The sequence below is a fragment of the Cobetia sp. PS-4MA genome, from assembly GCF_057670765.1.
In genome coordinates this window covers 2,560,299-2,574,174 of the sequence record NZ_CM173107.1, presented here as the reverse complement: position 1 = coordinate 2,574,174, position 13,876 = coordinate 2,560,299, and the positions used below count along the sequence as shown (strand labels likewise).

Sequence of the window (13,876 nt, the reverse complement as noted above, 5' to 3'; positions counted from 1 at the left end):
TGCAGCGGCCTGCCAAGGGGGCGGTGAAGGAACGCGCGTCACTCATTGCGCGTCCACCAGTGCCTGTACCTCGGCCAGCGACTCGCGGGCGTGTTCCAGATTGCGGCGCGTACGGTCGACCTTGGTGGCCAGTCGCTGGCGGCTTTCATCATCCGCCTCGCTCAGTGCCGCCTCTGCCTTGCGATGGGCCGCCTCGGCCGCCTTGACCGCAATGGTGACCTGCTTGTGACGCTTGGCGAGGTTCTCGGCGCGCGATGCCTCGATCTCGGCCTGGGAGAGCGTCACGTTGCTGGCCATGCTGCCACGTCCCACCGATCCCGCGGCAGCCTTGGGGGCCTCGGGAATCAATTCACCCGCGCCCTTGGCGGCAGGCGGCGCGCCAGTGCCGTCAGCTTGCGCGCTGGTCAGGCGAACCTCGGCGGCGCGCAGGTTTTCCTGTGCGGTGGCCAGCAGGGTCTGCAGGTCCTCGATATCGCCCTCACCGCTTTCGCTGGCGCGGGCCAGCGCCTTCTCGGCCTTCTTGACCGCGATATTGGCCGCGGCACGCGCCGTCTTGAGCGCCTTGAGATCGGCAGCCGGCGCTGCGGCTGCAGGGACAGCCGCGCCTGTCGAGGAAGTGCTGGCCGGCGCAGGGGCAGCTGGCTCGCTGGTCTCGCTGGCGGCCTTGAGGTCGGCTTCGGCCTTGGCAAGTCGCGCTCTGGCGTCCGTGACGCTGGCCTCCAGCGCCGCAATGTCACCCTCACCGCTATCCTGTGCCGTCTTGAGGGCCTTCTCGGCCTTCTTGACGGCGATGTTGGCGGCGGCACGCGCCGTCTTGAGCGCCTTGAGATCGGCAGCCGGCGCTGCGGCTGCCGGGGCAGCGGCGCCTGTCGTGGAGGTGCTTGCCGCCGCAGGGGCAGCTGACTCGCTGGTCTCGCTGGCGGCCTTGAGGTCAGCTTCGGCCTTGGCCAGTCGGGCCCTGGCATCCGTGACGCTGGCCTCCAGCGCCGCGATGTCACCCTCACCGCTGTCTTGAGCGGTCTTGAGGGCCTTCTCAGCCTTCTTGACGGCGATGTTGGCGGCGGCACGCGCCGTCTTGAACGCCTTGAGGTCGCCAGCCGAAGCTGCGGCAGCCGGGGCTGCGGCGGCGGGGGCGGACGCGCCAGTGACAGCAGAGGCGGGGGCCGCAGCGGCGGACTCGCTCGCCTCGCTGGCGGCCTTGAGGGCGCTTTCCGCACTGGCAAGTCGGGTCTTGGCCGCGGTCACGTTGGCGTCAAGCGCCGCAAGATCACTGGCGCTGCTCTCGCCACTGTCCTGAGCCGCCTTGAGCGCCTTCTCGGCCTTCTTGAGGGCGATGTTGGCCGCGGCGCGTGCCGTCTTGAAGGCCTTGAGGTCCGTCGCCGCTGCCGGCGCCGACGGAGCGGCGGCACTCGCTGTGGACGTCGTGTCGGCGGCAGACGCGGTCTCGGTGCGCGCTGCGGCGGCCTTCTGGGCGGCCTGGGCACGCTGTTGGCGCTTGGCTTCCTTCTCGGCTTCCTCGCGTGCCATGCGCGCCTGCTTGAACTCGAAGCGGTGACGGGCGCGCTCTGACTTGCGCGCCTCGTGCTGGGCGGTACGAATCTCGCCCTTGGCGAAGCGGTAATACTGCACCAGCGGAATCTGGCTGGGGCAGACATAGGAGCAGGCACCGCACTCGATGCAGTCCGCGAGGTTGTAGAGCTCGGCCTTGTCGAACTCGCGAGACTTGGAGAACCAGTAGAGCTGCTGCGGGAGCAGCTCCGCCGGACATGCCTGCTCGCACATGCCACAGCGGATGCAGGGTTGCTCGACAGCGGGGGCCGGCACCGCCTCAGGTGAGGAGGCCAGCAGACAATTGGTGGTCTTGATGATCGGCAGGGCGTCACTCTCGAGGGTGAAGCCCATCATCGGCCCACCCATCACCAGACGGGCGATGCCGCTCGCAGAAGGAGCGGCCAGGCGCAGCAGGTCACCGATGGCGGTGCCCAGGCGGGCCTCGACGTTGTGCGGGTGCTGCAGGGCCTCGCCGGTCAGGGTGACGACCCGCGAGATCATCGGCTCGCCGAAGCACACCGCACGCTGCACCGCGCGCACGGTGCCCGGATTGTGCACCACCACGCCGACATCCGCGGGCAGGCCGCGACTGGGCACTTCGCGATCCGTCAGCAGCTTGATCAGCTGCTTCTCACCGCCGGAGGGGTACTTGGTCGGCACCACCACGACTTCCAGACGTGAATCCAGCGGCGGCAGGCGCTTGTCGGCACGCCGGGCGCGAATCGCCTGCTCCAGCGCGATGACGGCCTCGGGCTTGTTGTCCTCGATACCGATCAGGATGCACTCGGGGCCGATCAGGCTGGCGAGAATCTCGAGCCCTTCGATCAGCGCTTCCGGGTGGGTGCGCATGGTCAAGTCATCGGCGGTGATGTAGGGCTCACACTCCGCCGCGTTGAGGATCAGGGTGTCGATGGCGTGGCGCTCCCGCACCCGCGCCTTCACCGCCGAGGGGAAGCCGGCACCGCCCTGACCGACCACGCCGGCGTCCTGCAGGCGCTGGATCAGGTCCTGGGCTTCCTGCTGGCGCCAGTCGCGCCAGGCCTCAAGGCGCGCCCATTCATCGATCTCGCCGTCACGCTCGATCACGATGCACAGATCTTCCAGGCCCGAGACGTGAGGGATCTGGCGCGGCTCGATGGCGGTGACCACGCCGGTGATGCTGGCATGCACTGGCGCGGAGATCATGCCCTGGGCGCGAGCGATCAGCTCACCGGTCTTCACGCGCTGGCCGATCTCCACCAGCGGCTGGGCGGGCGCGCCGATATGCTGACTGAGCGGCAGTACCACCTCATGGGGCAGCGGGGCGGCCACCAGCGGGGCGCGATTGGAGAGTGCCTTGTGTTCCGGCGGGTGAATGCCGCCGTGGAAGTCGAATACGCGGGGAGCGCTGTCACTGCCTGTCGCGCGTGGGGCAGCAGTGCTCGTGGCAGAACGGGACGTCACCATGGACTTGAGCAACGACAGAACCATCAGGCGACATTCCTTGCAGTGGTGGCGGTAGCGCGCTCTTGCGGGGCAGCGTCAGTGACGATCAGGCTGCCGCTGAAGCGGGTATTGTCTCGGGCCGGGCCGGCCGGCTGTGGCCAGTGCCAGCTGCGCACGTCGGTGGCGACCGGCACCATGTCGATGCAGTCCACCGGGCAGGGCTCGACGCACAGGTCGCAGCCGGTGCATTCGTCGGCGATCACGGTGTGCATGTGCTTGGCGGCGCCCAGGATGGCGTCCACCGGGCAGGCCTGGATGCACTTGGTGCAGCCGATGCATTCGTCTTCGCGAATCACCGCCACCTTGGGAGTGTTGTCGGCATCGCCATCCAGCGGCGTGGCCTCGCGCCCCAGCAGGTGGGCCAGCGAGGCGATGGTGCTCTCGCCACCCGGTGGGCACTTGTTGATCTCGTCCCCCTCGGCGATGGCCTGGGCATAGGGCTTGCAGCCCGGATAGCCGCACTGGCCGCACTGGGTCTGCGGCAGCAGCTGGTCGATCTGCTCGACGATGGGGTCGCCCTCGACCTTGAAGGCCACCGAGGCGAAGCCGAGCAGGCCACCGAAGACGATCGCCATGGCCACCAGCGCGATGATGGCGGAGATCAGCGTATGGTCGTTGAGGAAATCGAGCATGTCAGATCTGCACCAGTCCGGAGAAGCCGAGGAAGGCCAGCGACATCAGGCTGGCGGTGATCATCGCGATGGCCGGGCCCTGGAAGGGGCGTGGCACATCGGCGAAGGCCAGGCGCTCACGCATGGCGGCGAACAGCACCAGCACCAGCGAGAAGCCCACGGCCGCACCGAAACCGTAGAGCGTGGCTTCCATGAAGCTTGAATTGCGGTTCAGGGTCAGCAGCGCCACACCGAGCACCGCACAGTTGGTGGTGATCAGCGGCAAGAAGATGCCCAGCACCTGGTAGAGCAGCGGACTGGTCTTCTTGACCACCATCTCGGTGAACTGCACCACCACGGCAATCACCATGATGAACGCGATGGTGCGCAGGTACTCAAGCCCCAGCGGCGCGAGGATGAAGTGGTAGGTCAGGTAGGCGCACATCGAGGACAGAGTGAGCACGAAGGTGGTGGCCAGCGACATGCCCATCGCCGACTCCAGCTTGTTGGAGACCCCCATGAACGGGCACAGGCCGAGGAACTGAACCAGCACGAAATTGTTGACCAGGATGGTGCTGATCAGGATAAGAAGGTATTCACTCATCAGGGGCGTCGCTCGGTCAGGGTGTTTCGAAGGCGCTCTGGTGTACGGTCGACAGGCATGACGCTGCGCTAGCAGAAGATCATGGCGCGTCGCTGTCGTGCGCAGTCAGGATGCGGCACGTCAGGAAGGAGCGTCGAGCGCGGCAGCATTATACGCAAGATACTGCCTGCCGACAGCCTGTAGCGTGGCAATCAAGGCGCAGTGTTGCCAGTGTGAGACGGCCATTGTTTCGTGTTTTGCTTGGCTCTTGAAGTAATAAAGAAGAATTCCTTTATTACTTTTTATGATTCTGGCGTTGCCAGTGTCTCTTCATCCTCAAGGGATTGCACAAGGAGTGGGATATGCGTCGATCGGGTTCGCGCGGCAGGCGGCCGTTGTGGGTCATTGTCATCGTGGTCATCCTGGCGGGAATTTCCCAGCTGACGGGCAATGGCAACCTTTCGCTCACACAGTTGTGGAGCGACTTCCGCTCTCCGCAGGCCGCGCAGGAGCAGGGCACCGGCTCCGCGGATGAGCAGCGCCTGCGCGATGCCATCCGCGCGCAGCAGAGTGATGTGCAGGTGCGCGGCACGGGGGAGGTGATACGCCTGCTCCGGGATGATCTCAAGGGCAGTCGTCATCAGAAGTTCCTGATTCGAGTGGCAGGCGGGACCACCATTCTGGTGGCGCACAACATCGATCTCGCGCCGCGTATCGACAGTCTTCAGGTCGGGGATCGCATCGGCTTCTACGGGGAATACGAGTGGACCGACAAGGGCGGCGTGATCCACTGGACGCATCATGATCCCGGTGGCCGCCATGTGGGCGGCTGGCTGGAGCATGCCGGTCGCCGTTACGAGTGATCGTGATGCTGCCGAGTCCTGAGCCAGATGCCTGAACGACGACGCCCCGCCAGAGACTCTCTGGCGGGGCGTCGTGCTGAAGAGGCTTCAGTGAGGCTGAATCAGCGGATCAAGTGACGCGCTGGCCCGGCTTGGCACCGGTGTGCGGCTCCAGCAGGTAGATGCCTTCGTCATCACCGGCGGCCAGCACCATGCCTTCGGAGACACCGAAGCGCATCTTGCGCGGTGCGAGGTTGGCGACCATCACGGTCAGGCGGCCTTCCAGGGCTTCCGGGGCGTAGGCGGACTTGATGCCGGAGAATACGGTGCGCGTCTCGCCGCCGATATCCAGTGTCAGCTTGAGCAGCTTGGCCGCCTTCTCGACGTGCTCCGCCTTGACGATCTTCGCCACGCGCAGGTCGGTCTTCATGAAGGTGTCGAAGTCGATCTCCTCGGCGATCGGGTCGGCGTCGAGCGGGCTCGGCGCGGCGGCAGCTTCCGCCTTGGCGGTGCCGTCCTTGATCTTCTGCTCCTCGACCAGCACTTCGCGCGAGGCTTCGAGCATCTTGTCGATGCGCTCCGGCTCGACACGGGTCAGCAGCGGCTTGAACTTGTTGATGGCATGATCGGTCAGCACGCTTTCGCGGCTGGCCCAGTCCAGGCTCTCGAGGTTCAGGAAGTCGCGCGCCTTGTCGGCCAGCTCCGGAATCACCGGCGCCAGATAGACCATCAGCTGACGGAACAGGTTGATGCCCACGGAGCAGACCTCGAGCACTTCCTGCTCGCGCCCGTCTTCCTTGGCCATCGCCCACGGCGCCTTGTCGGCGATGTAGGTGTTGGCTTCATCGGCCAGCTCCATCACCTTGCGCATGGCGCGGGCGAATTCACGGGCTTCGAAGTCCGCCGCGATGCCTTCGCCAGCGGCGATGAAGCGCTCGACCAGCTCCGGCTCGGCGCAGGTGGCGGACAGCTTGCCGTCGCCCAGTTTCTTGACGAAGCCGGCACAGCGGCTGGCGATGTTGACCACCTTGCCGACCAGGTCGGAATTCACGCGGGCGGTGAAGTCCTCGAGGTTGAGGTCGAGGTCATCGACGCCGGAGGTCAGCTTGGCGGCGAAGTAGTAGCGCAGGTATTCCGGGTTGAGGAACTGCGCGTAGGTGTCGGCCTTGATGAAGGTGCCGCGCGACTTGGACATCTTGGCGCCGTTCACGGTCACGAAACCGTGGCAGTTGACGCCGGTCGGGGTGCGCATGCCGGCACCTTCCAGCATCGCCGGCCAGAACAGGGCGTGGAAGTAGACGATGTCCTTGCCGATGAAGTGATAGACCTCGGCGTCGGAATCGGCCTTCCAGTAGCTGTCGAAGTCGATGCCCTGCTTCTCGCACAGGTTCTGGAAGCTGGCGAGATAGCCGATCGGTGCGTCCAGCCACACGTAGAAGTACTTGCCCGGCGCGTCCGGAATCTCGAAGCCGAAGTAGGGTGCATCGCGGGAGATGTCCCACTCGGCCAGACCCGCCTCGAACCATTCCTGCAGCTTGTTGGAGATCTGGCTCTGCACGCGGCCGCTCTTGGTCCACTGCTGCAGGAACTCGGCGAAGTTCGGCAGCTTGAAGAAGTAGTGCGTGGAGGTGCGCATTTCCGGGGTGGCACCGGAGATGGCCGAGACCGGATCGATCAGCTCGGCCGGCGTGTAGGCCGCGCCACAGGCTTCACAGTTGTCGCCGTACTGGTCTTCGGTCTTGCACTTCGGGCAGGTGCCCTTGATGAAGCGGTCGGCGAGGAACAGGCCCTTGACCGGATCGAACATCTGCTCGATATCGCGGGTGGCGATATGGCCGGCATCACGCAGCGCCAGATAGATGCGCTCGCTGTGGGCGCGGTTCTCCGGCGAGTGGGTGGAGTGGTAGTTGTCAAAGTCGACACCGAACTTGGCGAAGTCGGCCTGGTGCTCGTCACTCACGCGCTGGATCAGCTGCTCGGCGGTGACGCCTTCCTGCTCGGCACGCAGCATGATGGCGGTACCGTGGGCGTCATCGGCGCACACGTAATGGCATTCGTGGCCACGACTTTTCTGGAAGCGTACCCAGATGTCGGTCTGGATGTACTCAAGCAGGTGACCCAGGTGGATCGACCCATTGGCATAGGGCAGGGCACTGGTGACCAGAATCTTGCGCGCTGACATGAGGCCTCGTCTTGACGGTAAAGGGCGCCTGCTGCGTGAAGGGCAGCGGCTCGCCGGAATGACACGTGATAGGGGCGAACGCATCGCCCCGTCGGGATGAGCGCTACTATATCGCGAAGGTGCGGGCGGCGCGAAGGGCGCGTCGCGTCACCAGCAACGCCGCCATGCGCAACTGTGCGGTTGCATCCCTTCCCGGCGCCCTCATGAAGGATGCTATACGCCACTTTTCCCGTTTCTGGAGGTCAGCATGGCAGCTCAACTATCCGTCGCCGGTCAGATCAATCGTCTCATCCGTCAGGTGATGATGCCCGGCAGCAACGCGCGCCCCAACGATGAACCTGGCCCCGAACTTGCGATGGCCGTGCTGATGTTCGAGGTGGTGCGCGCCGATGACCACCTCGACGTGCGCGAGCGAGAAGCCCTGGCACGCCAGCTGGCCGAGCGTTTCTCGCTGGAGAAGGATGAGCTTGCCAGCCTGTTGTCCCAGGCCGAACAGGATGCCGAACAGGCCACGGATCACTACCGCTTCGTCAAGCAGCTCAACGAGCACATGAGCCTTGAGGAGCGCACCGAGCTGATCGGCATGCTCTGGGAGCTGGCGTACGCCGATGGCGAGCTGGATGCCCATGAGGAGCATCGCATCCGCCGGCTTGCCGGACTGCTGCACGTCAGTCACAGCGAATTCATCCGTACCAAGCTGGCGGCCCAGTCGAACAAGTAAGCGCAGCCGCTTTCATGCAGACGCCCCCGCTGCCAATGGCAACGGGGGCGTCGTGTTTCCGACTTCTGGTCGCAGTGTCGGTAGGCTCTCAACAGCGGTCATCCAGCAACAGCGGCTCGCGCTCAGTTGCGATAGAACAGGTGCTGACCGATGCGCGCGGTGCGCACGAAGCGCTTGGCCCAATAGGGCGTGGCGTAGCGGGCGTGGAAGTAGAGCGCGCCGTCGGTGACGTCTTCCAGCTGATGGTTGAGCGCCTGCCGGGCCACGTCGCGTGCCTCGGCGTAGGCTTCCGGCTCGCGAATCCTGTCGGAACGCCCGTCACACCACCAGGAGAACTGGCAGCTGCCGCTCTCGCCGCCCTGCTTGACCACGCCACAGAGGCTGTCGGGGAAGCGCGGGTCGGCGGCGCGGTTGATCACCACGTTGACGATGCCCTGCATGCCGCTTCGGCCTTCGCCCTTGGCTTCCCAGTAGGCGGCGCGCGCCAGACAGGTCAGCGGGTCGTCCACCGGTCGCTGGCCATTGGGGTCGATGGCGCGGGCGCCGGCCTTGGTCAGCAACAGCTCATCGGGGATGTCGTCCTGGCCTCGCACCAGCAGGCTCTCGAGGCGCTCGGCCTTGGCGGCGGCGCTGACGGCATTGGCAGCGGCAGGGGTGTCCGAGGCCTGTGGCGCCGAGCAGCCAGCCGCCAGCGTCAGCCCCGCGACAAGCAGCAGATGACGCAGTCCACGCAGCGTGGCGTGGCGGTCGATGCCGGCAATGCCGCGGCGCGGTGCCGGGGGTGTAGCGTGGGCACGCACGGGGTGCGCGGATGTCGATGGACGCATGCAGTTTACCTGTAGACATGTCCTGTAGGCTTGGGGTGGTGTGCCAATCTAGGCAGTGACACAGGCATCCCCCGGCGTGATGACCCTTCGGGCGCGATCGAGCAGTGATGGTCGCATGAGGGCGAGTCGCGCAGACGCGCCATCTTGCCCGATGTCATTCGTTCGATGCCCCTTGTCGGCTTCAACGCAACTCTGACGCAGCTCAGACGACGACAGTCGGGAAGAGTTCCCTGCCGCCATTGAATCACGCCGGGCGGCGGCGGGCATTCTCCCGTGTCATCGTGCCGGCATGTCGTTATCATGGCCGGTCTTCGTGATTGTCCATCGTGCATCACACTTCGTCATCCTGCGCTGGTGCGTGCCATTGCCTCCGGTCGCTAGCGTCGCTGTCCTTGAGAGTTTCCATGACTGAACCCGTCCGTCTATCCAAGTTCCTGGCCCATCAGCAGGGCATTTCACGTCGTGAAGCCGAGCATCTCATCGCCCAGGGCGTGGTGCGAGTCGCGGGCGAAGTCGTCGAGGCGCCGTTCTTCAAGGTCACGGATGAGGAAGTCACGGTCGATGAGGGCGCCAGCATGGAGCCCATCGCGCCGATGACTCTGGTGTGGTATCGCCCGCCGGGCGCTCCGCTGCCGGACCCGCTGACCCTGCGTGACGGCGCGCCGCGCAGTGCGCTGGACCACAGCGGTGCCGACTGGCTCAAGGTGCATTTCCTGTCCCAGCAGCCGCTGGCGGAGCTCGGCGAGGATGAATCCGGTCTCGCGGTGTGGTCACAGAATCGCGGCGTGATCCGCAAGCTCGGTGATGACCTGGACCAGCTGGAGCAGGAATACGTCGTCGAGGTGGAAGGTACGCTGGATGACGAAGGCCTCAAGCGTATCGGCTTCGCGCTGTGCGCCGACATCCGTGGCCGCAAGCCCAAGGTCAGCATCAGCTGGCAGAGTGATACCCGTCTGCGCATCGCCATGAAGCGCGTGCCGGTGGGGGGTATCCGTGGCGCGGTCGAGGAACAGGGCCTCAAGGTCATCGAGGTGCGCCGTCTGCGCCTGGGCGCGATTCTGCTGGGCCGCATGGCACCGGGCGAGTGGCGTTTCCTGCCGGTCGACGTGCGTTTCTGATCATGGTTCATCGGGTCATGACTCCTCGAGGCATGTCCCATCGGCTTGGCCCGTATCGCGGTGGCAGGCATACTGTGCCCATCGTGTTCCACGGCTTTTTTCGCTGACAGTTCAGACGTCTGCGCCTGCTGCGTTGACCGCGCGGCGCAGGCCGTCACAGGAGTTTCAAGATATGGAAGGTATCAAGCACATCGTGGCCGTCGCCTCCGGCAAGGGTGGCGTCGGCAAGTCCACCGTGACGGCCAATCTGGCACTGGCGCTGGCTCAGAAAGGCCTCAAGGTCGGCCTGCTGGACGCCGACATCTACGGGCCGAGTCAGGCGCAGATGTTCGGCGTGCCGACCGGTCAGCGTCCGGAGATGGCCGGTGAGCAGGTCTTCAGCCCCATCGAGGCCCACGGCATCAAGACCATGTCGATGGCTTACCTGGTCGACGTGAAGGACCCGATGGTCTGGCGTGGCCCGATGGTCGCGGGTGCCTTCCAGCAGCTGCTCAACCAGACTGCCTGGGGAGAGCTGGACGTGCTGTTGATCGACATGCCGCCGGGCACCGGTGACATTCAGCTGACTCTGTCACAGAAGGTGCCGGTCTCCGGGGCTGTCATCGTCACCACGCCGCAGGACATCGCGCTGCTGGATGCCCAGAAGGGCATCGAGATGTTCCGCAAGGTCAAGGTGCCGGTGCTGGGCGTGGTCGAGAACATGAGCACGCATACCTGCAGCCAGTGTGGCCACAGTGAAGCGGTCTTCGGTGCCGGTGGCGGTGAGCGCATCGCCGAGGAATACCAGACTCGCCTGCTGGGCCAGCTGCCGCTGACCCTGAGCATCCGCGAGAATGCCGATGGTGGTCGTCCCAGCGTGATCGCGGAGCCGCAAGGTGAGGTGGCCAAGTGCTTCCTCTCCATCGCGCGTCAGGTCATCGAGACCCTGGACACTGCCGAGGCGGACGAAGGCCCGAGCATCAGCTTCAGCTGAGCCTGAGCCGACACGCCGCCGTCGCCTCGTCGCGAGGTTTCCAGCGGCGCAGCGGGCCGGTATCATGCTGGCCCGCGTTCCATGGCGCTCACGCGTCTCTCCCCCATCAGTCAGTCAGGTACGCTCGATGAGCATCAAATCCGACAAGTGGATCCGTCGCATGGCCGAAAGCCACGACATGATCGAACCCTTTGAGCCCGATCAGGTGCGCTTTCACGATGAGCGCCGTGTGATTTCCTACGGCACCTCCAGCTACGGCTACGACGTGCGCTGTTCGGATGAATTCAAGGTCTTCACCAACATCCATTCGGCGACGGTGGACCCCAAGCACTTCGACGAGAAGAGCTTCGTGGACGTGAAAGGCGATTCCTGCGTGATTCCGCCCAACTCCTTCGCACTGGCCCGTACCATCGAGTACTTCCGCATTCCGCGTAACGTGCTGACCATCTGCCTGGGCAAGTCCACCTACGCGCGCTGCGGCATCATCGTCAACGTGACGCCGCTGGAGCCGGAGTGGGAAGGGCACGTCACCCTCGAGTTCTCCAACACCACCAACCTGCCGGCGCGTATCTACGCCAATGAAGGCGTGGCGCAGATGCTGTTCCTCGAGTCCGACGAAGTCTGCGAGACCAGCTACAAGGATCGCGGTGGCAAGTATCAGGGCCAGCGTGGCGTGACACTGCCGCGTACCTGAGGCACCGGTAGCGGTACTGCTTTCGCTGCCAGCCGCACCTGTGATTGCCAAAAGCGCCTCCCCCGGGAGGCGCTTTTCTTTGCGTGAACGCAGGCGAGATCCGTCGCGGATGTGCTCGCTGCTTGCTGCTTGCGAGCCGAAGCATTAGTCGGAAGTTGAACGAAACATTCGATTCAATCACTTGTTTTATTGCCTATGCTTGTCTGCAGGCCACCCCAGAGTGGCTGCAGGACGGATACCTCCCACAAGCAAGGGGCACGCCATGCCATCGCGTTCACATCGCGCTGTATTCCCTCCGACCAGCGCCAGCGGTCTGGTCCGACGTTTCACTCTGAGCAGTCTCGCGCTCGCCATCAGCACCACGCTGCTGGCGACTCCCGCGCAGGCCTATTCCGACATCTATCTCTTCGGCGACAGCCTGAGCGATTCCGGGCAGTTCCCCGATACCACCCTGGGCGGCCTCAACAGCCTGCGATTCACCAACCGCAGCGGGCCGGATCACGAGAACTCGCCCTATGGCAGTGTCTCGACCCAGTTGCTGGCCACGGAGCTTGGGCTTGCCGCTGAGCCTTCCACCTCGGTGATCTATCAATTGGCCGGCTTCAGTGACGGCACCAACTACGCCGTGGGCGGCTATACCACGGCGCAGATTCTGGCCTCGGTGACAGATGAAGATGGCTCCGAGGTGGTCATCCCCGCGGGCAGCCCGGGCGGTGGTACGGTGCTCAGGGTCGAGGATGGCTATCTGGTCAGCACCGGCGGCAGTGCCGACCCGGACGCGCTCTATTACGTCAATGGCGGTGGCAATGACTTCCTGCAGGGCGTGATCACCTCACCGGCCACGGCGGTCGCCTCCGCCGGCAATCTGGCCGCGGCGGTGGAGGCACTGGCGGCGGCGGGGGCGACCACCATCATGGTCTCCAACCTGCCGGATGTCGGCAGCACGCCGGCCGGTCAGTCGGCGGGTGCCGCGCAGGCGGCGGGGACCTCCGCGCTGGTGGGCGTCTTCAATGACGCGCTGGGCGAGCGATTGGCGGCGCTGGATGGTCAGGTCAACATCATCCGGCTCGACACCGTCGGCATTCTCGAGGAGGTACTGGCATCGCCGGCCGAGTTCGGCTTTGCCAGCGACGTGCCGCTGACCCAGGTGTGCTTCTCGGACAGCTGCAACGTCACGCCTTATGGGCTGGGCGGAGCTGCAGAAGACCCGGACTCCCTGCTGTTCAATGACGGGGTGCACCCGACCACCGCCGGCCAGGAGATTCTCGCCGACTACGCCTATGCGATGCTCGCCGCGCCCTCGGTACTGGGGTTGGCGCCGCAGCTGGGCACGGGGGCGCTCAATGCCAGTCAGCGTAGTCTCGCCGATGAATTGCGCCCCGGGGCGCAGCATCCGCACGCGGGAGGGGAGACGGGCGTGCGTGTGTTCGCCATCGGCTCGGCCACTGGCGGCACCGGCGGTGGCGAGACCTCCACCGGCCAGCAAGGCGTTGACAGCGAACAGCGCGGCGCGGGTGTCGGCGTGATGCTGCCGCTGGACAACGCGCTCGGCCGCGCCTGGGGCGGGGTGGCGGTCAGTCAGCGCCATGCGGACTTCGATGTCGACGACGGCAGTGAGCTTGAATTGGAAGGTCAGGTATTCAGTCTGTTCGCCCGTCAGCAGCTGGGCAGAGTTGGCATGCAGGCAGTGGCCAGCTACGGTGACTTCGAGTACGATCTCGACCGCCATGTCGCGCTGGGCCAGTCATCGCGCACCCTGTCCGGTGAGACGGATGGCGATGGCTTCAGCGCCGAGGCGCGTCTCGATTATCGCCTCACCGCCGCCGATTCGCTGTGGTACAACGCGCCCTTCGTGGCCTATCGCCACACCGAGTCCGACCTCGATGGCTACACCGAATCCGGCTCCGCCGCCAATGCCCTGAGCGTCTCGGATCAGACGCTGCGCGATCGGCGTGTCGAGCTGGGCTTCATGGTCGATCGCGCCGTCGCGGATGGCTTCGGCCTCTACGGGGAGCTGGCCTATGGCAAGCGTCTCGATGATGACGCCGAGAGCGCCGAGGTGCGTCTGGCGAGCCTGCCGACCAACGCCTACAGCGCCGAGGATCTCGATCGCGGCAGTGACAACTACCTGCGTGTCGATGGCGGCTGGCGCATGCAACTGGGCCGCAATGCCATGCTGCATCTGGGGGCAGGGTTCGAGACATGGGATGAGGTGACGGCGCGCGGCGAGGTGGGCGTGAGTTATACCTTCTAGAAGCGCAAGAGCCGAGAGAGAAGGGAAGCGTGAGA

Annotated in this window: 11 protein-coding genes; 6 read left to right on the top strand and 5 right to left on the bottom strand. The window is 65.2% G+C overall.

Annotation, left to right across the window (positions count from 1 at the left end; all coding sequences use genetic code 11):
* Nucleotides 1-42: 42 nt before the first annotated feature.
* From rsxC to rsxA, 3 genes are read right to left on the bottom strand one after another with little or no spacing between them, the layout of a single operon-like run.
* Nucleotides 43-3,021 (bottom strand): electron transport complex subunit RsxC, encoded by a 2,979-nt coding sequence (gene rsxC, locus AC26AR_RS10880; RefSeq protein WP_488107013.1) that lies wholly within the window; start codon nucleotides 3,019-3,021, stop codon nucleotides 43-45.
* Nucleotides 3,021-3,668: an electron transport complex subunit RsxB gene (rsxB, locus tag AC26AR_RS10875; protein WP_488107012.1), complete on the bottom strand. Its 648-nt coding sequence runs from the start codon at nucleotides 3,666-3,668 to the stop codon at nucleotides 3,021-3,023. The genes rsxC and rsxB overlap by 1 nt, the downstream gene beginning before the upstream one ends.
* A gap of 1 nt (nucleotide 3,669) precedes the next feature.
* A complete protein-coding gene (rsxA, locus tag AC26AR_RS10870; RefSeq protein ID WP_077374196.1) occupies nucleotides 3,670-4,251 on the bottom strand; it encodes an electron transport complex subunit RsxA in 582 nt (193 codons plus the stop codon).
* Nucleotides 4,252-4,592: 341 nt separating this feature from the next.
* On the opposite strand from rsxA, the gene AC26AR_RS10865 reads away from it, so the two are divergent.
* Nucleotides 4,593-5,093, top strand: coding sequence for a DUF3465 domain-containing protein (locus AC26AR_RS10865; RefSeq protein WP_077374193.1), 501 nt, complete (start codon nucleotides 4,593-4,595; stop codon nucleotides 5,091-5,093).
* 109 nt (nucleotides 5,094-5,202) lie between these two features.
* On the opposite strand, the gene metG is transcribed toward AC26AR_RS10865, so the two are convergent.
* Nucleotides 5,203-7,254: a methionine--tRNA ligase gene (metG, locus tag AC26AR_RS10860; protein WP_488107011.1), complete on the bottom strand. Its 2,052-nt coding sequence runs from the start codon at nucleotides 7,252-7,254 to the stop codon at nucleotides 5,203-5,205.
* Nucleotides 7,255-7,501: 247 nt separating this feature from the next.
* On the opposite strand from metG, the gene AC26AR_RS10855 reads away from it, so the two are divergent.
* Nucleotides 7,502-7,975 carry a tellurite resistance TerB family protein gene (locus AC26AR_RS10855; RefSeq protein ID WP_488107010.1) on the top strand — a complete coding sequence of 158 codons (474 nt, stop codon included), beginning with the start codon at nucleotides 7,502-7,504 and terminating at the stop codon, nucleotides 7,973-7,975.
* 122 nt (nucleotides 7,976-8,097) lie between these two features.
* Here AC26AR_RS10855 and AC26AR_RS10850 read toward each other — a convergent pair whose 3' ends face one another.
* Complete coding sequence (locus AC26AR_RS10850; protein WP_084208219.1) at nucleotides 8,098-8,802, bottom strand: cell wall hydrolase; 705 nt, start codon at nucleotides 8,800-8,802, stop codon at nucleotides 8,098-8,100.
* A 404-nt stretch (nucleotides 8,803-9,206) separates the two neighbouring features.
* Between AC26AR_RS10850 and AC26AR_RS10845 the strand changes: the two genes are divergently transcribed.
* The 4 genes from AC26AR_RS10845 to AC26AR_RS10830 all read left to right on the top strand — a co-directional run bounded on the left by AC26AR_RS10845 (nucleotide 9,207) and on the right by AC26AR_RS10830 (nucleotide 13,841).
* Entirely contained in the window at nucleotides 9,207-9,920 is a 714-nt protein-coding gene (locus AC26AR_RS10845) for an RNA pseudouridine synthase (RefSeq protein ID WP_141392602.1), read from the top strand.
* Nucleotides 9,921-10,092: 172 nt separating this feature from the next.
* Complete coding sequence (apbC, locus tag AC26AR_RS10840) at nucleotides 10,093-10,893, top strand: iron-sulfur cluster carrier protein ApbC (RefSeq protein WP_488107009.1); 801 nt, start codon at nucleotides 10,093-10,095, stop codon at nucleotides 10,891-10,893.
* A 127-nt stretch (nucleotides 10,894-11,020) separates the two neighbouring features.
* Nucleotides 11,021-11,587 (top strand): dCTP deaminase, encoded by a 567-nt coding sequence (gene dcd / locus AC26AR_RS10835; protein ID WP_043334107.1) that lies wholly within the window; start codon nucleotides 11,021-11,023, stop codon nucleotides 11,585-11,587.
* A 262-nt stretch (nucleotides 11,588-11,849) separates the two neighbouring features.
* A complete protein-coding gene (locus AC26AR_RS10830) occupies nucleotides 11,850-13,841 on the top strand; it encodes an autotransporter outer membrane beta-barrel domain-containing protein (protein WP_289864886.1) in 1,992 nt (663 codons plus the stop codon).
* Nucleotides 13,842-13,876: the final 35 nt, after the last annotated feature.